This is a genomic window from Pseudomonas sp. MDT1-16 (genome assembly GCF_054898115.1).
Map to the genome: position 1 here is coordinate 2,820,411 of NZ_CM142717.1, position 21,055 is coordinate 2,841,465.

Here is a 21,055-nt window from a genome sequence, read left to right on the forward strand (position 1 = left end):
CCGTGGATTTTACTGAAAAAGTGAACACTATCGTTATCCGCGAACGGTAATGAAGGTTATTTTCTACACTTTCCAGTGACTCATGGGGCGAGCTTCCAAGCGCTGCCAGTCAACGCCGGTGATCAGCCAGCGCCATTGAGCCTGGGTCAGTGTGAAGGCTTTATCGCCTTCGTCTGGCCAGACAAAAGCACCATCATGCAAACGTCGCTGGCTTAGCCAGACGCCGGTTCCATCCGACTGTAAAAGTTTGAGGCGGTTACCTCGGCGATTACGAAAGGCATAGGCGGTGCCGTCGCACGGCGAGTTCCCCAGCGCGTGTTGAACACGTGCCGAAAGGCCATCAATGCCAAGGCGCATGTCCATGGGTTCAAGTATCAACCAGACCTGTGTCGGCAGCAGCATCAGAGCATCTCCTGAAACAAGTGAGCCAACCACGCCGGCTCCACCTCGCGGGGCAATACCAATTCCCAGCCGCTTGGGTGGCGTAGCAGCAAGTCACTTGTTTGGGCAGGTTCATGCACAGCTATGGGTACCAGCGTCAGCGTCTCGTTTCCCAGCTCGCGACTTCGAAACCAATAGCCAAAAGACTTGGTGTTGAGTTGGTGCTGCTCACAGTAGGCGACTTGCGTGAGCCCACTGCTGCGCCATGCCTGGACATGTTCAGCCCAGAATGTGCGCCGGGCAGTGAGTGTGGTGGGTGGTTTCATGTGTGCTCCTTTTTTGGAGAGCACAGCGTGGCGAGTGGAGGTAGGGAATTACAGGTGGCTGGGCTGGAGGCTTACAACAATCGAATCACACGGACGTACCCAAAGAGCAGAACCAATCGCTTCCTTGAGCTTGATTATCCGGCCCTCAATCCGCTCCCAGAGCAGCGTTATGGCTATAGCCAATGGGTCTATCAGGTTCGGGTGGGCAGCGACTATCACGTCGAGTTTGAAGAGCACAGCTACTCGGTGCCCTATCATTTTGCGAACCTTCTCGTAGATTTACGAGTGGGCGATGACTGGCTCTACATCGTTCATCAACGACGCATCATCAGTTCTCACCAAATAAACCCGGAGCGCGGCTTCAGTACGCTGAGCGAACACTTGGCGCCGAATCACGGTTATTTTCAAGACTCTCAGCCGGAAGCTTTGCTGGCATGGGCAGGAGGCATTGGCCAGGAAACGCTCAGATACGTGAAGGATAACCTCGCTCGGCGTAGAGACTTTGCAACCGTTCTAAAGGCTGTGATCGGATTAAAGCGTGACGTCCGCAAAGGCGATATCTCACCACCTCGCCTAGAGTCGGCCTGCGCTTATGCCAACAGTCTAAACATTCTGAGTTCAGAGCGATTACGTTCGATCATACGAAACGAATCTGATCTGCGTCCCAGCTTCCAAAGATCCGCCCCATTGGTAGAACACGCCAACATACGAGGGGCTGAGTACTACGCCTCAAACGGAGATGAGCCGCTATGAAACCAATTTTCAACACCGTTCAGAACTTAATGACTCTTGGCCTTCACGGCATGGCAGTGGCTTATGAGCGGCAACTCGAAAGCCCAGCGCTGCTGAAAGAAGCATTTGATGCAAGGCTTGGATTGATGGTTGATGCCGAAAATAGCGAGCGGGAAAGCAGAAAGATCGCACGTTTATTAAAGGGTGCGAGGCTTCGTGAGAACGAGGCTACCGTGGACAGCATTGAATTCAAAGCGTCTCGTGGTATAGACAGAAACACTTTCATGACCCTTGGAGAGTGCGATTGGTTGGCTCGACGTCAAAACGTGATCATCACCGGTGCCACTGGCACGGGTAAAACTTGGCTCGCTTGCGCCCTTGGAAACCAGGCTTGTCGTCTTGGGCGACTAACGCTCTATCGCACTGCCACCAAGCTTTTTGAAGAAATCTCCCTTTCTTACGCCGACCACACCATGCCGAAGCTGCGTCGGCAGTTGATACGTGCTGAGCTGCTGATTATCGACGATCTTGGTATCGGTGGTATTGATGCCCAGCTAGGGCCGTTCCTTCTCGACGTTATCGACCAACAGTCACAGAACGGGTCGTTGCTGATCACTAGCCAGTACCCGAAAGAGAAATGGTATGACTTGTTCTCCGACCCAACGATTGCCGACGCGATTCTTGACCGTATTGTTCACAAGTCTCACGTCATCGAGCTAAAAGGCGAATCGATGCGCAGGGTGAAAAGTCGTAGACGCACGTAAGAGGCTCTGGCGCAAACCTCGACTGGGGAACGTGAATGCAAATGGTCAAGTCGAATGCAAATGGGTGGTTAAGTGCAACGCAATCACTTGGTATTAAAAACTTTGTTCAACTTCAGAGTCGCCGATTTGCCATGCTGCGTCGTTCGCGTCCTCAGTTGTTTGGGGGCCTATCAGAACGGGTCGGGCCCACCTTCAACGCCGGTAAAGGTGATGTCAGGTGGTTCGCCTTCTCGCTGCCATCCGAATTGATAAAGCAGCCATTGGCAAGCACCTTCCTGACGATCAGCTATGAGCAAAAGCGTCCACCCAGCCCGGAGTAGCAGGTTCGCATTCTCTTCACTGCGGGTACTGGTCAATTTTGTCGTCTTGTCGATGCTCATCTGGCGCCTTTATGCTGAGACTATTGAAGAAATATAGTCTTGAACGCGTAAGCGTCCAGCCGTCCCACCTGTTAGGCGTTGTACGCCCAAACCACCGAAATTTCCGTCAGGCCGATAAATGCGTATTCTGAGACTGAATGGCGTTGCGCAAACGTTCCTTTGCACGAGCAAGATCGAATAGGGCCGCACGAAGATTGTGTGAGTCGGGGCGATAGGTGTCACCTAGTTTGCGTCGAATAGTGTCGCGTCTGGTATCTGGGTGGTCAGGCGGCCGTGTGATCCGCTGTACCCGTTCGGCTCTGTCTTACTCGGTCGGTTCGCAGAATCTGAGCTCGTTGCCGAAAGGATCGGTGATGGTCATGGTCGGTCCGCCGGGAGCGTCGAGGCCTACTCCGGGAGGTTGCGAACCTATAGGGTTCTTCATCCGTCTGCCGCGATAGGACACAAGGGCTCGTGTGGGAATCCAGACGACGATGCCAGGCGTGCCGGGCGGGGGATGAGTCAGACGTTGACTGTGACGCTCCCGATGGTTAGGCTGCCGCACTCTTTATTGCCGCCGACGTTGCCATTCCGGTGCTACGTGGTCGTCGGTCAGGATTGGTCCCCGGGCGTCGTAGGCCCGGACCACAAGGCGATAGCGGGGCATGTCGACCGTTGTAGCAGGGGTCGCGGTCTCATGCGCGAGATGCGTAGAGCGATGCCCTCTGTGGCCGAGCCGAGCAGAACTCCACCGCGACCGCGACTTGAACCGCTCCTCATTACGCTTGCCAGATTGCGCCCGTCGCACATCACGGCTGCGCCTCGCGGTGGCCCACTGGGGCGATGGGTAATGCGGCGCTCTTTCCAGTTGAAGATGTAAAAGAGCTCGAAGCCGTGCCACTGAATCAGCACCTACGCTATTGTGGAAAAATGAATGCCCTATGAAAGAGCCCAGTGCAAGTATCCATCCGCTCGACCAGGATCGTGACCCGATCAGCACAGCCCTTGTCCGGGGCTTGGCCGCTGAGGTGGCGGCTCACTATGGTGGCGAACTCGCGCGAATGCAGCGAGCCAATGGGTACTCGAACGCGACGTGGGTCGGTAACGGCATCGCCGTGCGGATCGCGCATACACCCGTCGACATGGCACGCGAGGTTGCGCTCGTGCGGGCTCTTCCGCGAGAGGTCGGGCACCCAGAGATCCTTGGAGAGGGCACTACCGAGGGCCACGGCTGGATCGTGAGCGCGGAGATTCGCGGCCAGAACCTCCAGGAGGCGTGGCCGACGCTGACGCCTGCGGAGCGGGAAGCGGCGGTCCGTCAGCTGTGGGCTCGGGCCCAGATCGTGCACGACGCGAGCCCGTCTCTCAGGACGCTTGTCGCATCTCACGGTGGGTTCGTACCGGCTACGCTCGACGCTGCCACCGCGGCGGCTAGCCGCGCCAAAGTCAAGCTGGGGTTGTCCAGCGCCCAGCAGTCGCGGCTCCATGGAGTCATCGAGGGTTACTTCCGGGCTGCACCCTTGGTAGAACAGACCGTCAACCATGGCGACCTCGCGCTGATGAATGCCTTATGGGACGGAGAGGTCGTCGCCCTGCTGGACTTTGAGTTCGCCGTGCTCGGTCCGGTCGAGATCGACCTGTGCCGGCTGGTATGCGAGGCCCGCGTATCCGAAGAGGGCCATCGCGTTGATTCGGAGGCAGGCAACGCCGCGGTTGAGATCGCCGCTCGTCATATGGATCCGATTCATGGTCGTGCGCTTATCCATGGCGCCGCGATTCTCGACCAGCTCCGTGACCTTGACATCTGGATGGCCCTTGAGAGTGTCGAGGACTGGCGACCGTGCCGCCTGCTCGCTGACCTGCTCGACGTCGACGGCGGCTATCTCGCACCCCTGCTCAGGTAACCGGCGCTATCACGATACGATGAACGTCATCGACTCGATCGGCGGCGCAGACGGTCCCCGCCGTCCCGAGGACGGGCCGGACGCCGGGCCGGATCTCTCGCGTTGATCTGACAGCCCAGTGTCCCCCGTGGGCAGCACGAGCTATTTCACTCGGGCTCGTCCCGACCACAGGGGGACGCGGGACCCGACGTACCACCCGAACTACGCGCCCGATGGCGCCGTACCCATGAGCCATGCCGACGCTGGTCCTTCGACTCGCGATCGCCGGGTTGACCTAACCTCACCTCCGTCCTCTGCGACAGCGGATAACACCAATCGCTGCAACGAGGACTGAATCAGGTGGACTAAGCGGCTGTTAAGGTTCTCTGTCACACCTAAGCCCTTGTTCATTCAGGCTACCTACAGCATAACGATCACTCTCGGCCTCACTGGTCAAGTCGAATGCAATTGACTGGTCAGTGGCAATGCAAATGAGTGGTCAAGTCCATGCAATTACGCACAAAAAGTCAGTTGCTCACTGGAGAGTTGATCAAAGTCGCTTCTGTTCAACATGGAAGAACCTAAGATTTACGTCGCGCTAATGGGTAAGAGCGCCCGATAGTAGCAAAATGCTTTCAATGATGTTTTTCGGGAACCGTCCGCTTTTGGCCGATTGCTGCCTGTCACAATCATCTGAATCTAGCCCCCCCAGATCAAAAGCTAGAACTACAGCACATGATCAAGTAATAAAAACCCGCATCAATGCGGGTTTTTTTGGGTTGAAATTCGATCATTGGCCTTTGGAGGTATCAAACCCACGCTGCTCAATCATCCGAAACACATCACTCACATCCTGGACCATGATCCGGGCGATGTTGGTGACGGTGTTGATATCGTTCTCGGCGTAGTCCGGCAGGCTGGTGCAGGCCATCAGATGCAAGTATTTGAGGACGGCATTGAGGCGCTCGCTGACGCAGTTGTGGAGTTCGCGTAGCGGGGCGTCGCTGTCGATGAGCAGGACGGGGTAGTCGGTGGCGAATTGGGACATGGGGGTGAAGCGGCGGGACGGGTGTTGAGTCGACATGGTGTAAATCCTCACAAAAGAAGAATTGCCACCTTTCTGCTGCGAAACAAATGGGTGGCAGCTGTGCGCGGGTTCGCAGACCGGAGACCCACACCAAAAACCCGGCAGACCCGAGGGTCTCCCACGCACAACCGCCATAAAACTAATGCAACCAGAAGCGGCTGCATCATGCCTTACGGTACTTTGGTGTCAATCTAGAGGGCTGCGAAACCCTGTCACTAACTGCGGTTAGCGACGGGTCGAATATAGGCGTCCATTTTGGTGCTCACAACCGGGCTGTAGGACGCTTTTGCGGTCGTTGTGGCAAGGCTGATTGCCACTGTTTGCGGGCGTTTCGCGGCATTCCGGGAGGTGCGGAGTGCCGTGAGAAATGGAGGGCAGGTTTTGGGGCCGCTTCGCTGCCCAACGGGGGCAAGCTCCCTCGCCACTAAAGGTAAATTCCTACACGATTTTCGGGCGTCAGGTTTATAAAATCGGATGCTCAGGGTCATTCAGTTAGGTGGGCAGGTGTGGGCGGGGTTCATTAAATTTGGGAGCTTTGTGGGGATGGCGGGCAAAGCGAAAACGGGCTTGCTCGCGAAAGGTGTGACAGTCGACATGGATGTTGAATGTCATGGCCTCATCGCGAGCAAGCCCGCTCTCACAGGGATTTAGGGGTATTCAAAATCTTCGTTATTCGCTGATTGATAGCAGCATTCGCCGCAGCATTTCATCGCAGCCGTTCAGTTGATCAAGGCTGACAAACTCATCCGGTTTATGGCCCTGATCCATGCTGCCGGGGCCGCAAACCACGGTCGGAATACCTGCTGCGTTGAAAAGGCCGCCCTCGGTGCCGAAGGCCACGGTGCCAAACTCCCGAGAGCCCGAAAAAGCGGCGATCAACTCAGCCGCTTCGCTGTGAGCACCGGTCGCCAAACCGGGGTAAGCCGACAACTCGCTAAAGCGGATCTCGCTCTGCTCACTCACGGCGCGCATGCGGGGCAGTACTCGCTGCTCGGCGTAGGCCTTCAGTTCCTGCGCAACAAGAACAGGATCATGCGAGGGCAGGGCGCGGATCTCAAAATCGAAGCGGCAATCGGCGGGGACGATGTTCAACGCCTTGCCACCGGAAATCACGCCGGTTTGCACGGTGCTGAACGGCGGATCGAAACGAGCATCGTGATACTCAGGCGCTTTGAGTCGGTGGCCAATCTGTCCCAACTCACCGATCAGTTCGGCGGCGTATTCAATCGCATTGACCCCGAGCGGTGCGTACGCCGAATGGCAGGCTTCACCGTGAATATCGCAACGCATCGCCAGTTTGCCCTTATGGCCGAGCACCGGTTTGAGCTCGGTCGGCTCGCCAATGATGCAGAGCATTGGTTTGACCGGGCGCTGCTCCAACTCCACCAGCAACGAGCGCACACCCAGACAACCGACTTCCTCATCATAGGACAGCGCGATGTGCACCGGAAGCCGCAGCGACGCACTCACCAAGGAGGGAACGAGAGCGAGTACGCAGGCGATGTAGCCTTTCATGTCTGCCGTGCCGCGGCCGTACAGCTTGCCGTCACGCTCGGTGAGTTTAAACGGCGCAACCGTCCACGACTGGCCGTCGACGGGCACCACGTCGGTGTGCCCCGACAGCACAATGCCCGGCCGATCCGCCGGGCCAATGGTCGCCAACAGGTTGGCCTTGCTGCGCTGCTCGTTGTAGACCAGTTCGCAAGGCACATCGAAGCGTTCGAGGTAGTCGCGGACGAACTCGATGAGGTGCAGGTTTGATTCGCGGCTCGTGGTGTCGAACGCCACCAACGTTTTCAGCAAATCGAGGCTGTTGCTCATCGGTCGTCTCCGGCGACACCGTAGCTAGGCGACTTGTCGGGGGCCAGGGCGCGGTCGATGTAGTCCTGAACCTGTGGGCGATAGGCGTCCCAGAGTTTCTCAAGCTGGCCGATCGGGTCGTGATCCGCCCAATCCACCCGCAGGTTGACGATCGGCCAGGTCAACTCGCCGACCACCACCACCGCCGCCGAATGCACCGGCCCGGCTTCGCCGCCCGCCGCGATGGCCGCTTTCATTGCCGCCAGCAAGCGGTCGGTCAGTTGACCCTCGCCATGTTCGAATGCCTCGACCATGGCCTCGATCACCGACCGATCCGCCAGCATGTTGCCGGCGGCCACGCATTGCTCGCCTGACACGGCGTTGTGGTTGCCCAAGGTTTGCGAGCCGCTGAGATGCGCGGTGCGGCCGAGATGGTCAATCGCGGTGATCTGGCGATATTGGCTGTAGCCGTTTCGGGTCAGGACTTTGTCCAGTGCTTCAGCAGGCGCGAGGCCTTGCTCCATGAGGGCAAGGACTTCCGGGCCGAGTGACGGCAAGGTGATGTTTTGTGTGGAGACGGCACCAACACCCGGCAGCAGCCAAGGGCAACGGGCGCCGACGGCGATGCTCGAGGAACTGATCGCAATGCCGAACTGACCGGTTTCGGGGCAACGGGCGGCGATGGAGAAGGTCATGGTTTTGCTCCTTGTTGAGCCTTGGCGATGTGGGTGTTTGTGCGGGCCCCTTCGCGAGCAAGCTTCGCTCCTACAGATGGTCGGGGTCGTCCATGAAATGGGGATCTACTGTAGGAGCGAAGCTTGCTCGCGAAGGCCGCGCCTCGGTCTTACTTCCTTACTCAGGAATCACCGCAATCACATCAATCTCCATCAACCACTGCGGCTGCCCCAACGCTGAAACCACCAACCCGGTCGAAATCGGAAACACGCCTTTCAACCATTTGCCCACTTCCTGATACACCGGCTCGCGGTAACGCGGATCGATCAGGTAAGTGGTGGTTTTCACGATGTGGCTAAGGTCGCTGCCGGCCTCTTCCAACAACTGTTTGACGTTGCGCATGGCTTGCTCGGTTTGCGCGCGCGGATCACCGAGGCCTACCAGTTTTCCCTCGAAATCAGTGCCGACCTGACCGCGAACATAAACGGTGTTACCGGCCCGGACCGCCTGACACAGGTCGTTGTCCAGGCTCTGGTTCGGGTAGGTTTCTTTGGTGTTGAACATGCGAATACGGGTATGGGTTGGCGTGGACATTTGAAGCTCCTGAAAAGACTTAAGCACTGACCGTGGTTTTATGGGCGACCGGGGCGGATTCAGCCTCGCGTTGCGCCGCATCGTGGTAGTCGAGGTAGGAACGCTGGATGGCGATGTGATCAGCCACATATTTGGCATCGTGCCAAACGCCCCAGATGAACGAAGAGCCACGACGCGACTGCCACGGCAGACCGAGGAAATACACGCCAGGTTCGCTCGATACTCCGCGCTGATGCTGCGGCTTGCCATTGGCGTCGAGGGCGTCAACCTTGAGCCAGCTGTAATCCATAGCAAAACCGGTGGCCCAGATGATCGAAGTCACGCCGGCCTTGGTCAGGTCGAGTTCCAGAATTGGCTGGGTCACACACTCCGGATCGGCGAAGGTGTGGCGGGCTTCAGGCTCTTCCGGCAGGTCCAGGCCATTGCGTTCGATGTAGGCATCGGCGGCATTGAGCAACGCCAGATAATTCTCATCGCCGCGCGCCAGGTTGTCGGCAAGGTTCGACTGGAAGGTCGCCACGGCGCCGTTGAACGATTGGGTCAGACCGACGAGTGTCATGCCGCGATGGGCGAGACCACGAAAGTCCACCGTCCGACCGCCATGCGCACCGCTGACAGCGATGGTCACGTGTTCCCGACCGGGTTTCATGGCCGCCTGATCCCACTCGCCGAGCACACCCAACCACCAGCAGAAATCACGGTTGCGATAAGCGCGGGGAGGGCGATCGTGGGCGCCGACCGAGAGGTAAACCTTCTTGCCGGCACGCTGCAATTCATCGGCGATTTGCACGCCCGACGAACCGGCGCCGACGACCAGAACACCCCCTTCAGGCAGTTGCGCTGGATTGCGGTATTCGGCCGAGTGGATCTGCAGGAATGGCTGATCTTTCGGCGCGATGGGCGGGATCACCGGCTGCTGGAAAGGCCCGGTAGCGGCGACCACACGGCTGGCCTCGATCACGCCTTCAGAGGTTTCGATGGTGAAGCCCGGCCGACCGACATTGCGCTCAACCTTCAGCACGTCCACGCCGGTGCGGACGGGGGCGTTGAATTTCTTGGCGTAGGCTTCGAAATAGTCGGCGACCCGCTCTTTCGGGGCAAAGCCGTCGGGGCTGAGGTCGTCGAACTCAAGACCGGGAAAACGGTCGTGCCAGGCCGGACCATTCGCCACCAGAGAATCCCACCGCCCGGTGCGCCAGCGCTCGGCGATGCGATTGCGCTCCAGTACCAGGTGCGGCACGCCGAGTTTGCTCAAGTGTTCACTCATGGCCACGCCAGCCTGACCGGCGCCAACAATCAGCGTATCTGTTTTTATTTTTTCAGTGGTCATCTCTATACCCTTCGAAGTTGGATTTAGGTCGGTAACGGCCTGCCATTTCTTGGGGTCAAGACTAGGGATCACCCGGGTATCGGTAAAATATTATTAAGCTGGCATTTGAGTATAAATAACTGATGCAGAGCGCTAGGCGCTGGCATCGGCTTCATGCTCGTCGGCGGGTCGAGCGGAAGCACTCCTCCGAACATACCCCATGGCTAATGGACCGCTAGAACGACAAGCGACGGGCCCGCCTTAACATCCTCGCCGATTTGCTCAGCCGCCTCCCGCATGGAGCGGAAGTCGGTGAGGACCTCTAAGCGACATTGGAGTATTCGGCGACGGTCTTTATCAACGTTATCCAAAATCGAGATCGACCCCATAAGCTCGTCGATAAAGGGAGCCTTCTGTGCCAAGTATTCACCGATGCCGCCGGTGTTGCTCGCTTCCAGCTCAAGTTTCAAGTCTTGATACCGCTGGCGAATCACAGGGTCGTCCCTTAGCAGATCACGAAAGCGGACCATTCTTTCGATTTGACCGTGGCCGGAGATACAAACGTGGGCTTTATGAGTTCGCACACCCTCAACATCGCGACGATAAAAGTGGTGACCTGGCGATAGATCGCTGCCTCGTGCGTACCCGAGTCCACGCATGACATTGTCTTGGGAGGGTTCGTTTCGATGTTCCGTCACTTCGACCAGGAGGTCGATCTCTGGCTTGGCTGCGAGCTCGGGAACGGCGGTGCTGCCGACATGATGGATGGCAACAAGCTCAGTGCCAAACGCCTTCTCGATCTGCCCTTTGGCGCCTAGGAAGAGCGCGGGCCAGCGACTGTCATAGGGGGAAATCTTGCTAGTTAGCGCCATGGTGCTTCTTCCTTGTATCCGCAGGCTTGACAATGTTGAAACTGCGAGATTGTGCGTGCGCGATCCACACGCTGCCAGGCAGCATCCATGCGAGGCCGGGATGTTATCGCCTCCAATGCGGGGCAGCTGCTGGAGTTGGCAGATTAGGAACTTGGGCGCTGAAGCACCCGCTGACTGCGCTGCTAAAATGCACGCACCAGTCCCCATTTTGGAGAACCAGGATGATCAGCAAAAACACGATTTGTCTCTGCTACGACGGCACCGCGTTGGACGCTGCGACGTTCTACGCCGAGACGTTCCCGGACAGCGTTGTCGGCGCTGTCCATCGCGCCCCTGGCGATTACCCGGCGGGCAAACAGGGCGATGTCTTGACGGTCGAGTTCACGGTGATGGGCATCCCTTGTCTCCGACTGAACGCCGGCTCCGCGTTCAAGTATACCGAGGCTTTTTCGTTCCAGGTTGCAACCGACGACCAAGCCGAGTTAACCAACACGGCTTGGGGCTGGGCGCTCAGGCAGGTCGAATGATGCCGGTGCTGAAGCTAAGCGCTGGACTGGACTGAACTGAACTGAAACGGTAGCCGGCAGCGGGGAGATAAGCCCGGGAAGACACATGGTCACTCACCCTTCAGCAACTGCAGCCGATAGCTTGAGATGCAGCCGACTTGCCTCAACGACCAACGGGAATCTATGTCGAACAATCTCCCTTCTATCCCCCGCACATCGATCGATCGTTCAAGCGTATCGCTGGCACGCGCTTCTCTGTTCAAGTTTGCGGGTCTCTTGGCGGGCGTTTTTTTCCTTGCCAGCTATTCACTGGTTTATCTTGCGCATGATTTAGACCGAACGGAGGAGGTCGAAAGTGCTTTCTACACGAAGAAGGCCATGCAATCGCTGGAAAAATCGCTGCGGTCGACCGTCAAGGATTACGCATTTTGGGGCGATGCTTACAAGCACCTGCATGTTGAAATGGACGCTGACTGGGCGTACGTACGACAAAACGTCGGGACAACGCTTTACACGGATTTTGGATTTCCGGGCGTATTTGTCATCAATGACGTCAATCGCACTGTTTACTCTGTGGTCAAGGGTGAGTTGAAATCGGTTGAAGTCCAAGAGTGGCTCGAGCAGTCCATTGATGCGATTCTCGTAAAGGCTCGTGAAGGCGCGGAAACAGAGACGCCGACAACCGCCTTCATTGTCGTTGGAGGCGTACCAGCCTTGGTCGCGGCAGCGGCGATTACGACGGGAACTGACCCGACAGTGGTGCCTGATGACAGGTCGCCGTCGGTGTTGATGTTCGTCGACATTCTGGACAGCGTCAAACTCGAGACGATAGGCAGGGATTACGGGGTTAATGGCCTGCGCGTCGCCACTTCCGATGAAATCGGCAAAACGTCTGTCTTTCCATTGGACGAGAACGGTACTGCCGGTAGTGTGCACTGGAGTCCGTCCAGGCCAGGTCTGCGGTTATTGGGACTAGGGTTGCCATTGATCGGCATCACCGCGCTTTTGGTGTGGCTGATGACCTGGGCCATCTTGCGTCGCACGACCGCGGGTGCACAGGCGCTTGACGCCAGCTACACATCACTGCAAAGCAGTCAGGCTGCCCTCGCCACCAGCGAAGCGCGCTTTCGCGATGTCGTTGAAGCCAGCTCGGACTGGGTATGGGAAATAGACGCTGATTGGCATTACACCTATCTATCCGAGCGATTTGGGGATGTAACAGGGCTCTCCAGGGATGCTTGGATTGGTGCGGCGATGGATGATCTGCTGAGCACCGAATCAGGCACGTTATCTCAGTGGCTCAGCATCCCGAACCGTCGCCCGGATATCAGTGTTCAGTGCCGCTACGTCGATACTAAAGGCCACGAGCGAATCACGCGTCTGTCGGCGCGAGAAATGGCCGGTGGAGGATTCCGGGGTACTGCAACTGACGTCACCGAGGAAGTTGAAGCCCGTCGAAGAATCGAATTTCTCTCACAGCATGACGCGCTGACCGGGTTGCCTAACAGGACACGGCTTCAGGAGTTTCTTGACGGTAAACTCAAGGCTTTGCCAACGGTAAAACAACCTCTGGTCATGCTCAGCCTGGACCTGGATCGATTCAAGCCGGTGAATGACCTGTTGGGGCATGCGGCAGGTGATCGGGTACTTAGCGAAGTATCGAGCCGCCTGGCTGGCTGCGTGCGCCACGGGGACCTTGTCGCCCGGGTCGGGGGTGATGAGTTTGTACTGATCCTGACCGATGTGAGCTCCCAGGAAGAAGTCGAGGCGCTATGTCACCGCCTGATCGAGTCCATCGAGCGACCTATAGAGATCGATGAGCAGGAAGTGTTCGTCAGCGCCAGTATTGGCATCGCAATGGCGCCAAATGACGCTCGCGAGGCTACTGAGCTGCTTCGCTATGCGGATATCGCGTTGTACGAAGCCAAGGCCGGGGGTCGCAATACATGGCGTTTTTACGCGGGCGATATGAACGCGAAGATCATTGAGCGCCGCCGTTTGGAAAGCGACCTGCGTTTTGCGATCAAACACGGAGAGCTGCGGTTGCATTTCCAACCGCGCTATCGCATCGCTGACGGTCAGATGGTCGGTGCCGAGGCGTTGGTACGGTGGCAACATCCTGAGCGTGGTTTGATATCACCCGACACGTTCATCCCCATTGCGGAAGAAAGCGGGCTGATTCTTTCCATGAGCAACTGGGTCATCGATACCGCCTGCAGATACGCCGCGCGATGGCCGGAAAGTCTGTTCGTATCGGTTAACCTTTCGCCCATCGAATTCAAGCGAGGCAGTTTGGTAGAGCGCCTCCAGAAAATACTCTTCGACTCAGGAATCGATCCTGCCCGAGTAGAGCTGGAAATTACCGAAAACGTCATGCTCGAAGATGCTGAAGGCGCGCTTGAGATAATGCGTACGCTCAAACGCCTCGGCGTGCGCATAGCCATGGATGACTTTGGAACGGGATATTCTTCGCTGAGCTACCTGCGCGCCTTCCCATTCGATGGCCTGAAAATAGACCGCAGCTTTTTGAACAGGCTGGGTGAAAGCGAGGATGACAAGTCGATCATCCAGGCCATCGTGGGCTTGGGCCGCGCGTTATCGCTCACCGTTACCGCAGAGGGCATTGAAACAGCCGAGCATCTGAAGTTGCTGAAAGCGGTGTCGTGTGACGAAGGTCAAGGCTATTTCTTGAGCCGGCCGCTCGATACTTGCGCGTTCAACGCTTTGGTGGGCGTCAGAGAAAGCACGGGTGCCGAAAGCAGCGTTTAAGGCGCAGTACACTGTTCCCATCTCAGCCCCGTAGTGGAAATTCGACGCCACAGGAGTGGCAGGTCTTTTCAAACTACAATGAAGTGGGTTGAGGTATTGGTGAGGTCTTGGTCATGGCAAAGGACAAGAAGAAAGCCCCTAAGCGTGAAAGCCTGAAACTGAAGAACACGGATTATCTTGAACAACTGCGCCACCTGCACGTCGAACTGGTCAAATGGCAGGAATGGGTAAAAGCCAAGGGCATCAAGATCTGTATCGTCTTCGAGGGGCGCGATGGCGCGGGCAAGGGCGGGACGATCAAGGCACTCACCGAACGCATCAGCCCGCGTGTCTTTCGGGGGGTGGCGCTAACTGCGCCGAGTGATCGAGAGAAAAGCCAGATGTATGTCCAGCGTTACCTGCCTTACCTTCCCGCGGCTGGTGAAGTGGTGATCTTCGATCGTAGTTGGTACAACCGGGCGGGCGTCGAGCGGGTGATGGGGTTCTGCACTAAAGAGCAGGTTGCCGGTTTCATGAAGACAACGCCTCTCGTGGAGCGTGCAATCGTCGACTCGGGCGTGATCCTGCTTAAGTATTGGCTGGAAGTCAGCGAAGACGAGCAGACCCGCCGGCTCGAGGCACGCATCAAGGACGGACGCGAAATCTGGAAGCTAACCCCAATGGATCTTAGTCATACAGCCGCTGGTATGACTATTCACGCGCGCGTGACGACATGTTCAGGGCGACCGACACCGAACATGCCCCATGGCGGGTGGCCAACTCGAACGACAAGCGGCGGGCCCGTCTTAACATCATCACCGATTTGCTCAGCCGTATCCCGTACAAGGATGTAGCACGCGAGGAGGTGATACTGCCCAAACGGCAGAAGCCAGGCGGCTATCGCGACCCGGATTATCCGCACCGACGAGTTCCCGAAAAATTCTGACGGGCACGTTTAAGCGAATCTGCGCAGTACACCAAAGGGCTACAGTCCTATGAGCCATTCGGATTCTTCGCCTCCCGTCCCGGAACCGGGCCGGATTGCACGCCGGGATACCGGCGACGATACCGGCTGGGGCCGCTGGCTTCCTGGACTTCGTACACTGCGTGGATACCAGGTTGCCTGGTTGCGTCACGACATCATGGCCGGGCTGGTGCTCACCACGATGTTGGTACCCGTCGGCATCGCCTACGCCGTGGCATCGGGCGTACCCGGCATCTATGGCCTCTACGCGACCATCGTTCCGCTAGTCGCTTACGCATTGTTCGGGCCTAGCCGGATTCTGGTGCTGGGCCCGGATTCTTCATTGGCCGCCGTTATCCTTGCTGTCGTCCTGCCTCTGTCGGGCGGCGACCCGCATCGCGCCGTCGCCCTTGCGGGCATGATGGCGATCGTTTCAGGAGTCGTGTGCATCCTGGCGGGCATCATGCGTTTGGGCTTCATTACGGAGTTGCTTTCCAAACCGATCCGCTACGGGTACATGAACGGGATTGCGCTCACGGTTTTGATCAGCCAATTACCCAAGTTTTTCGGTATTTCGATTGAGTCCGACGGCCCGTTGAGAAACATAGGGGCTATCGTCACCGCGGTGATGGAAGGAAAGACCAACTGGACCGCGTTCATGATCGGCGCAGCCACCTTGGCCGTGATCCTGCTGCTCAAGGACTACAAGCGCGTGCCGAGCATCTTGATCGCGGTGGCAGGTGCGACCGTTGCCGTCGGTGTGCTGGACCTTGCCGCACGCGCGGGTGTGTCGGTCCTCGGTGCTCTTCCACAAGGTTTACCTGCGTTCGCCATCCCTTGGATCACCCGCGCCGATATTGTCCCCGTGCTCATCGGCGGTTGCGCCGTCGCCCTGGTGTCGTTCGCCGATACCAGCGTGCTCTCTCGTGTCTATGCGGCACGGACCCGTACCTATGTCGATCCGAACCACGAGATGGCAGGGCTCGGCTTTGCCAATCTGGCGGCTGGATTTTTCCAAGGCTTTCCAATCAGTAGCAGTTCTTCACGTACCCCCGTGGCCGAAGCCGCAGGCGCCAAAACCCAGTTGACCGGCGTTGTTGGCGCGTTGGCTGTTGCACTGCTGTTGGTGGTGGCGCCGAACCTGTTGCAGAGTTTACCCAGCAGCGCACTGGCAGCGGTTGTGATCGCGTCGGCTATCGGCCTGATTGAAGTCGCCGACCTGCGACGTATTTATCGTATCCAGCGCTGGGAGTTCTGGTTGTCGATTGTCTGCACCGTCGGCGTAGCCGTGCTGGGTGCGATCGAGGGTATCGGCCTGGCCATTGTGATAGCCGTCATCGAATTTCTGTGGGATGGCTGGCGGCCATATTCCGCGGTACTGGGGCGGGCCGATGGCGTCAAGGGGTATCACGACACCCAGCGCTATCCTGACGCGCGCCTTATACCCGGCCTGGTGCTGTTTCGCTGGGATGCGCCGTTGTTTTTCGCCAACGCCGAACTGTTCAATGACCGAGTGCTCGACGCAGTGGCGGCATCGCCTACGCCAGTGCGCTGGTTGGTCGTTGCGGCGGAACCCGTCACCAGTGTAGACGTGACCTCTGCCGACATGCTGGCTGAGCTGGACGACACCTTGCACGCCGTGGGCATCAAGTTGTGCGTGGCCGAGATGAAGGACCCGGTCAAGGACAAGTTGAAACGATTCGGTCTTTTCGCACGGCTTGGCGAAACGGCGTTCTTTCCAACCATAGACGATGCAGTCGACAGCTATCTCTTGATCCATCCGGTGGATGGGGCGGGTCGACAGGACGAGGCGCGTTAAGTGGCATTGGAGTCACTCAGCGACGGTCGTTCTCAGCGTTATCCCGATTGACTGGATCACCCGGTTTGACGCCGAGGTTGTCGCGAATATCCTCGTACATCGCGTCGTATTCTTTGTGCCCGCGCATGATGAGGCTGGCATTCGCCGGCACTCCATGCTTGATCGCAGCCTTTGCCACGCGGCTGGCAAAGTTGAAGGCCGTGTCGCGGTGCATATCGAATTCTTCAGTGAAGCTTTTACCTGATACCTCTCCGACCATTTTGAAGTGCATCAGCATGCCTTCCTTGGGGTCGCGGCGGACTTCATAGAAGACATCAATGTTGTATTCCGGGACTCCGGGAATGCCAGGAGTATTAGTACGATTCAGGTGACCGGGCTTGAACATGGGAGGCTCCTTTTTGGTTAATGGCTAACTTTTTACCAGTTCATGGAATCGCATTAATGGAGCGTGTTCCATAGTGTGGTGCTATCAATGTGTCGCAGCGCAAATCTCCCCTTAGAGCTTAGGTGATCGCTTGGTGCTTTCTACCTCCGCTTCACATTGGACAAGCCAGCCCTCCACCAACTCCGTCCGCCACTGGCTAACGGAGATTGAAATGTTAGAGATTAAACGAGCCCATCACGGTGATTGCCGGACGGCATTCGACATTCGCTTTCAAGCGATACGGCATCAATGCATCGGCGCCTATACCCCGGCGCAACGGGAAGTCTGGACGGCAGGAGCCGCTGAGGACGGATATTGCGACCTGATGGAAAAACACTTTTATCTGGGGTGTATTCAGGGAGAACCGGTGGCGACAGGAATGCTTGATCTGGAGAGGCGCGAAATCGGCGCGATTTTTGTCCTGCCTGGCTTTATGCAGCGAGGCATTGGCAAGCGCATTCTGGATTACCTTGAATGTCTGGCACGGGATTTGGGGCTGGTGGAAGTTAAACTGGACGCTACGTTGAACGCTGCTCAGTTCTACCGGCGATGCGGTTTCGTCGGTGAGCAGCCGGCTATTTACCCGTCGCCCTCCGGCCTGCAACTCGCTTGCATTCCAATGATGAAGGGGCTGTTGCGTTCTTGAACAGCTACTTCGCTTTCCAGTGACCACCGCCCGACTCGCAATCAATCTTCGCCTGACTCAAATGCTCAGCGTTGTAGTAATACGTAGTCACTTGAGCATTGTCGGGAATGTTGAGCGATTTGCTGTTCTTGTCCTTGCTGGTTGAGTGAGGGTTGGCCAGCGATTCTTGCGTCAACGTCGCGATACACGTGGCCTGATAACGATCGGCGCACTGTTCGACTTTTTTCTTGGTGCTGGCCAGCATGTCTTTACTCTCGTTGCTGCATGACCAATCGATGGCGTTCACCGGCATGCCTTCGTACTCATAGCAGCTATGAGATTCCACCACCGGAACGGAAGGGCTTTGAGAGCGGGTCAGCACGTCACAGCCTTCAGCCATGACCAGGGTGGGACTCAGGCTGGCAAGCAGAAACAGCAGTCTACTGTTCATCGGGAATTTCCTCTCCAGTGGCGCCTTACTTGATCAAGAATCGCGCTTATAGGGTTTCGAAAACGCGATGAGGCGCGGGGTTCAATTCGTTTTATAGGCCCGCTGCGGGAGGGGGCGCAAAAAGCGAAAACCCGATGGTATGCTCACCACGCCACGCGCTGGCAATCCAGGGAACACTCTTTAAGGAAAGGAATGGCGGATGATTGATTTCAACAACAAAGGCTTTTTCAAGCTCAAGCAAAACAACGAGTATGCAGAGCGAGTCACCGCGCTGCTGCTGGACGGCGAGCACGTCATTGATGCCTACAAATCCATGCGCGACGGCGTGGTGTTTACCAATAAACGAATCATCGCGGTCAATGTACAAGGCATCACCGGCAGCAAAAAAGACTTCACCTCACTGCCTTACAAAAACATCGTCGCCTACTCCGTGGAAACCTCGGGCACCTTCGACCTGGATTCTGAACTGGAAATCTACTTTTCGGCGCTGGGCAAAGTGAAGTTTGAATTCACCGGGAAGACGTCGATGGTCGAGATTTCGAAACTCATCTCACTGCATCTGTTGGGTTAAGTCCGGATTTATACGGGCATTGCGTCGAGGAGGCTTACCCCCTCGTCGCAATGCGGACGCCGATTACCCAGGGAGAGCGACATGCACCAGACACTGGAACGCGCCATTGCCATCGCCGCCACCGCGCCCGGCGGACCTGGAAGAAAACAGCGACTTGTCGCGGATCGCGCAGCCGTTGTGGGAAGACCTGGAGCATATTGAAAAGTATCGACGGGCGATTGGCGTGTTGCGCTCGTAACGGGCCGAACAAATAGATCTGTCCCCATTTCCGGTCCCCATTTCCGTCCGTCCCCATTTCCCTCTCCCCTGCGGGAGAGGGCGGGTGCCTGCCTAGGTGTGATGAATTTCCCGATCCTTGGTTTCCGGCAGGAAGAACGTGCCAAGAATGGCCGTCATTACGGCGATGACGATGGGGTACCACAGCCCGTAGTAGATATCACCCGTGGCCGCGACCATGGCAAATGCCACCGTGGGCAGAAAGCCGCCGAACCATCCATTGCCGATGTGGTACGGCAGCGACATCGAGGTGTAGCGGATGCGCGCCGGGAAGAGCTCCACCAGCCAGGCGGCGATCGGGCCGTAGACCATGGTCACGTAGATCACCAGGATGGTCAGGAGCAGCAGCACCATCGGATAGTTGGTCTTGGCCGGGTCGGCCTTCTCGGGGTAGCCGGCGTCCTTGAGGGCGGTGCCGAGGGTGGCGGCGAAGGCGTCGTTCTTGGCTTTGAAGTCGGCGGCCGGCATGCCGGTGCCCTCGAAACTCGGGATCACCTTGTCGCCGATGCGGACCTGCGCGACGGCGCCAGGCTCAGCTTTCTCGTTCTTGTAGGGGATGGCCCTCTTCGCCAGCACCGTCTTGGCGAGGTCGCAGGAGCTGGTGAATTTGGCCTTGCCCACCGGGTCGAACTGGAACGAGCACTGGCTGGGATCGGCGACCACCGTGACCGGGTTCTTCTCCTGCGCGATGAACACGTCGGGGTTTCCGTATTGGGTCAACGCATGGAAGATCGGGAAGTAAGTCAGCGCCGCGATAATGCAGCCGGCCATGATGATCCCTTTGCGGCCGATGCGGTCGGATAGGCTGCCGAATATGACGAAGAACGGCGTGCCGATCAGCAGGGAGCCGGCAATCAGCAAGTTGGCGGTCTGCGGGTCGATCTTCAGCGTCTGCAGCAGGAAGAACAGCGCATAGAACTGCCCGGTGTACCAGACGACGGCCTGGCCGGCAGTGCCGCCGAGCAGGGCCATGATCACGATCTTGAGATTGTCCCAGCGGGCGAAGGATTCGGTCAGCGGCGCCTTGGATGACTTGCCTTCGGCTTTCATCTTCAAGAACACCGGCGACTCGCTGAGTTGCAGGCGGATGTACACCGAGACAATCAGCAGCAGGATCGACAGCAGGAAGGGAATCCGCCAGCCCCAGGCCTCGAAGGTTTCGGTGCCGAGGATGGTGCGGCAGGCGAGGATCACCAACAGCGAAAGGAACAGGCCGAGGGTCGCGGTGGTCTGGATCCACGAGGTGAAGTAGCCGCGCTTGCCTTTCGGCGCGTGTTCGGCCACGTAAGTCGCCGCGCCGCCATACTCACCGCCCAGGGCCAAGCCTTGCAGCAGGCGCAGGGTGATCAGGATGATCGGCGCCGCCACGCCGATGGTCGCATAGCCGGGCAAAAAGCCCACGATGGCCGTGGAGATACCCATGATCACAATGGTGATGAGAAAGGTGTGCTTGCGCCCGATCATGTCGCCCAGTCGGCCGAACACGATGGCGCCGAAGGGGCGTACGGCGAACCCCGCGGCGAATGCGAGCAGCGCGAAGATGAAGGACGTCGTCTCATTGACGCCGGCGAAGAAGTGCTTCGCAATAATCGCGGCGAGAGAGCCGTAAAGGTAGAAGTCGTACCACTCGAACACGGTGCCCAGAGACGAAGCGAAAATAACCTTGCGCTCCTCCTTGGTCATCCCGTGGCGGGGCGCGCTGCCCGTGGGAGTGTTGTCGATTGCGGCCATGAGTCTTCTCCGTCTTGCTCTTGTTGTAGGCCGGAGTACCTCACTACCTTTTTGCCGCACCCAGGCCCTGGGGCTGATGTCGTCGATGACGAATTGCGCGAAGCATGCACACAGGCTGACGGCCTCGCATCGCTGCAAGGTTTCTTGAAGCATAATTG

The 21,055-nt window shown here is 57.8% G+C and carries 18 protein-coding genes and 4 pseudogenes; 10 read left to right on the forward strand and 12 right to left on the reverse strand.

Annotated features, from left to right (window positions below):
- Positions 1–63: 63 nt before the first annotated feature.
- Both tnpB and tnpA read right to left on the reverse strand, forming a co-directional pair.
- Positions 64–402 carry an IS66 family insertion sequence element accessory protein TnpB gene (tnpB, locus tag ACYZT3_RS12855; protein ID WP_462030510.1) on the reverse strand — a complete coding sequence of 113 codons (339 nt, stop codon included), beginning with the start codon at positions 400–402 and terminating at the stop codon, positions 64–66.
- On the reverse strand, positions 402–707 hold the full coding sequence (gene tnpA, locus ACYZT3_RS12860) for an IS66 family insertion sequence element accessory protein TnpA (protein WP_462030509.1): 306 nt from the start codon (positions 705–707) through the stop codon (positions 402–404). The genes tnpB and tnpA overlap by 1 nt, the downstream gene beginning before the upstream one ends.
- 54 nt (positions 708–761) lie before the next feature.
- On the opposite strand from tnpA, the gene ACYZT3_RS12865 reads away from it, so the two are divergent.
- Positions 762–1,460, forward strand: a complete 699-nt coding sequence (locus ACYZT3_RS12865) for a Mu transposase domain-containing protein (protein WP_462032211.1) — start codon at positions 762–764, stop codon at positions 1,458–1,460.
- The gene (gene istB, locus ACYZT3_RS12870) at positions 1,457–2,203 is read left to right on the forward strand and encodes an IS21-like element helper ATPase IstB (protein WP_462032212.1); all 747 of its coding nucleotides are present in this window, start codon (positions 1,457–1,459) and stop codon (positions 2,201–2,203) included. Before ACYZT3_RS12865 ends, istB begins: the two co-directional genes overlap by 4 nt.
- 170 nt (positions 2,204–2,373) lie before the next feature.
- Here the strand turns inward: istB and ACYZT3_RS12875 are convergent, their stop codons facing one another.
- Complete coding sequence (locus ACYZT3_RS12875) at positions 2,374–2,583, reverse strand: hypothetical protein (RefSeq protein ID WP_462032213.1); 210 nt, start codon at positions 2,581–2,583, stop codon at positions 2,374–2,376.
- Positions 2,584–3,503: 920 nt separating this feature from the next.
- On the opposite strand from ACYZT3_RS12875, the gene ACYZT3_RS12880 reads away from it, so the two are divergent.
- Entirely contained in the window at positions 3,504–4,466 is a 963-nt protein-coding gene (locus ACYZT3_RS12880) for a phosphotransferase family protein (protein ID WP_462032214.1), read from the forward strand.
- Between the two features lie 769 nt (positions 4,467–5,235).
- Here ACYZT3_RS12880 and ACYZT3_RS12885 read toward each other — a convergent pair.
- From ACYZT3_RS12885 to ACYZT3_RS12910, 6 genes and pseudogenes are all read right to left on the reverse strand, one after another.
- Positions 5,236–5,529 carry a fructose-bisphosphate aldolase gene (locus ACYZT3_RS12885; RefSeq protein ID WP_282381531.1) on the reverse strand — a complete coding sequence of 98 codons (294 nt, stop codon included), beginning with the start codon at positions 5,527–5,529 and terminating at the stop codon, positions 5,236–5,238.
- Between the two features lie 672 nt (positions 5,530–6,201).
- A complete protein-coding gene (gene argE / locus ACYZT3_RS12890) occupies positions 6,202–7,353 on the reverse strand; it encodes an acetylornithine deacetylase (RefSeq protein WP_282381529.1) in 1,152 nt (383 codons plus the stop codon).
- Entirely contained in the window at positions 7,350–8,027 is a 678-nt protein-coding gene (locus ACYZT3_RS12895) for a DUF1028 domain-containing protein (RefSeq protein ID WP_462032215.1), read from the reverse strand. Before ACYZT3_RS12895 ends, argE begins: the two co-directional genes overlap by 4 nt.
- A 157-nt stretch (positions 8,028–8,184) precedes the next feature.
- Positions 8,185–8,601 (reverse strand): RidA family protein, encoded by a 417-nt coding sequence (locus ACYZT3_RS12900; protein ID WP_201202981.1) that lies wholly within the window; start codon positions 8,599–8,601, stop codon positions 8,185–8,187.
- Between the two features lie 19 nt (positions 8,602–8,620).
- Positions 8,621–9,931, reverse strand: coding sequence for a flavin-containing monooxygenase (locus tag ACYZT3_RS12905; protein WP_462032216.1), 1,311 nt, complete (start codon positions 9,929–9,931; stop codon positions 8,621–8,623).
- Positions 9,932–10,308: 377 nt separating this feature from the next.
- A pseudogene (locus ACYZT3_RS12910) lies at positions 10,309–10,782 on the reverse strand (GrpB family protein); the annotation flags it as partial.
- A 221-nt stretch (positions 10,783–11,003) separates the two neighbouring features.
- Between ACYZT3_RS12910 and ACYZT3_RS12915 the strand changes: the two are divergent.
- The 4 genes and pseudogenes from ACYZT3_RS12915 to ACYZT3_RS12930 all read left to right on the forward strand — a co-directional run.
- Positions 11,004–11,282, forward strand: a pseudogene (locus ACYZT3_RS12915) (VOC family protein); the annotation flags it as partial.
- Positions 11,283–11,471: 189 nt separating this feature from the next.
- On the forward strand, positions 11,472–14,057 hold the full coding sequence (locus ACYZT3_RS12920) for a bifunctional diguanylate cyclase/phosphodiesterase (protein WP_282381520.1): 2,586 nt from the start codon (positions 11,472–11,474) through the stop codon (positions 14,055–14,057).
- Positions 14,058–14,170: 113 nt separating this feature from the next.
- Positions 14,171–14,982 (forward strand): annotated as a pseudogene (gene ppk2, locus ACYZT3_RS12925) (polyphosphate kinase 2).
- A gap of 49 nt (positions 14,983–15,031) precedes the next feature.
- Positions 15,032–16,819: a SulP family inorganic anion transporter gene (locus ACYZT3_RS12930; protein WP_282381518.1), complete on the forward strand. Its 1,788-nt coding sequence runs from the start codon at positions 15,032–15,034 to the stop codon at positions 16,817–16,819.
- Positions 16,820–16,835: 16 nt separating this feature from the next.
- Here the strand turns inward: ACYZT3_RS12930 and ACYZT3_RS12935 are convergent, their stop codons facing one another.
- Entirely contained in the window at positions 16,836–17,204 is a 369-nt protein-coding gene (locus tag ACYZT3_RS12935; RefSeq protein ID WP_462032217.1) for a DUF5064 family protein, read from the reverse strand.
- A 211-nt stretch (positions 17,205–17,415) separates the two neighbouring features.
- On the opposite strand from ACYZT3_RS12935, the gene ACYZT3_RS12940 reads away from it, so the two are divergent.
- Positions 17,416–17,889 (forward strand): GNAT family N-acetyltransferase, encoded by a 474-nt coding sequence (locus tag ACYZT3_RS12940; RefSeq protein WP_462032218.1) that lies wholly within the window; start codon positions 17,416–17,418, stop codon positions 17,887–17,889.
- Positions 17,890–17,893: 4 nt separating this feature from the next.
- On the opposite strand, the gene ACYZT3_RS12945 is transcribed toward ACYZT3_RS12940, so the two are convergent.
- Positions 17,894–18,319 (reverse strand): hypothetical protein, encoded by a 426-nt coding sequence (locus ACYZT3_RS12945; protein WP_282381514.1) that lies wholly within the window; start codon positions 18,317–18,319, stop codon positions 17,894–17,896.
- 199 nt (positions 18,320–18,518) lie between these two features.
- Here ACYZT3_RS12945 and ACYZT3_RS12950 point away from each other — a divergent pair, with 199 nt between their 5' ends.
- Positions 18,519–18,890 carry a PH domain-containing protein gene (locus ACYZT3_RS12950; protein ID WP_282381512.1) on the forward strand — a complete coding sequence of 124 codons (372 nt, stop codon included), beginning with the start codon at positions 18,519–18,521 and terminating at the stop codon, positions 18,888–18,890.
- Between the two features lie 130 nt (positions 18,891–19,020).
- Positions 19,021–19,128, forward strand: a pseudogene (locus ACYZT3_RS12955) (GTP pyrophosphokinase); the annotation flags it as partial.
- Between the two features lie 92 nt (positions 19,129–19,220).
- Here ACYZT3_RS12955 and ACYZT3_RS12960 read toward each other — a convergent pair.
- A complete protein-coding gene (locus ACYZT3_RS12960; RefSeq protein ID WP_462032219.1) occupies positions 19,221–20,897 on the reverse strand; it encodes an MFS transporter in 1,677 nt (558 codons plus the stop codon).
- Between the last annotated feature and the right edge of the window lie 158 nt (positions 20,898–21,055).

What these genes read in the sequence shown, in the direction of transcription:
- tnpB (WP_462030510.1), bottom strand. Translation starts at nt 402, where the DNA reads ATGCTGCTGCCGACACAGGTCTGGTTGATACTTGAACCCATGGACATG.
- tnpA (WP_462030509.1), bottom strand. Translation starts at nt 707, where the DNA reads ATGAAACCACCCACCACACTCACTGCCCGGCGCACATTCTGGGCTGAA.
- istB (WP_462032212.1), top strand. Translation starts at nt 1,457, where the DNA reads ATGAAACCAATTTTCAACACCGTTCAGAACTTAATGACTCTTGGCCTT.
- ACYZT3_RS12875 (WP_462032213.1), bottom strand. Translation starts at nt 2,583, where the DNA reads ATGAGCATCGACAAGACGACAAAATTGACCAGTACCCGCAGTGAAGAG.
- ACYZT3_RS12880 (WP_462032214.1), top strand. Translation starts at nt 3,504, where the DNA reads ATGAAAGAGCCCAGTGCAAGTATCCATCCGCTCGACCAGGATCGTGAC.
- ACYZT3_RS12885 (WP_282381531.1), bottom strand. Translation starts at nt 5,529, where the DNA reads ATGTCGACTCAACACCCGTCCCGCCGCTTCACCCCCATGTCCCAATTC.
- argE (WP_282381529.1), bottom strand. Translation starts at nt 7,353, where the DNA reads ATGAGCAACAGCCTCGATTTGCTGAAAACGTTGGTGGCGTTCGACACC.
- ACYZT3_RS12895 (WP_462032215.1), bottom strand. Translation starts at nt 8,027, where the DNA reads ATGACCTTCTCCATCGCCGCCCGTTGCCCCGAAACCGGTCAGTTCGGC.
- ACYZT3_RS12900 (WP_201202981.1), bottom strand. Translation starts at nt 8,601, where the DNA reads ATGTCCACGCCAACCCATACCCGTATTCGCATGTTCAACACCAAAGAA.
- ACYZT3_RS12905 (WP_462032216.1), bottom strand. Translation starts at nt 9,931, where the DNA reads ATGACCACTGAAAAAATAAAAACAGATACGCTGATTGTTGGCGCCGGT.
- ACYZT3_RS12920 (WP_282381520.1), top strand. Translation starts at nt 11,472, where the DNA reads ATGTCGAACAATCTCCCTTCTATCCCCCGCACATCGATCGATCGTTCA.
- ACYZT3_RS12930 (WP_282381518.1), top strand. Translation starts at nt 15,032, where the DNA reads ATGAGCCATTCGGATTCTTCGCCTCCCGTCCCGGAACCGGGCCGGATT.
- ACYZT3_RS12935 (WP_462032217.1), bottom strand. Translation starts at nt 17,204, where the DNA reads ATGTTCAAGCCCGGTCACCTGAATCGTACTAATACTCCTGGCATTCCC.
- ACYZT3_RS12940 (WP_462032218.1), top strand. Translation starts at nt 17,416, where the DNA reads ATGTTAGAGATTAAACGAGCCCATCACGGTGATTGCCGGACGGCATTC.
- ACYZT3_RS12945 (WP_282381514.1), bottom strand. Translation starts at nt 18,319, where the DNA reads ATGAACAGTAGACTGCTGTTTCTGCTTGCCAGCCTGAGTCCCACCCTG.
- ACYZT3_RS12950 (WP_282381512.1), top strand. Translation starts at nt 18,519, where the DNA reads ATGATTGATTTCAACAACAAAGGCTTTTTCAAGCTCAAGCAAAACAAC.
- ACYZT3_RS12960 (WP_462032219.1), bottom strand. Translation starts at nt 20,897, where the DNA reads ATGGCCGCAATCGACAACACTCCCACGGGCAGCGCGCCCCGCCACGGG.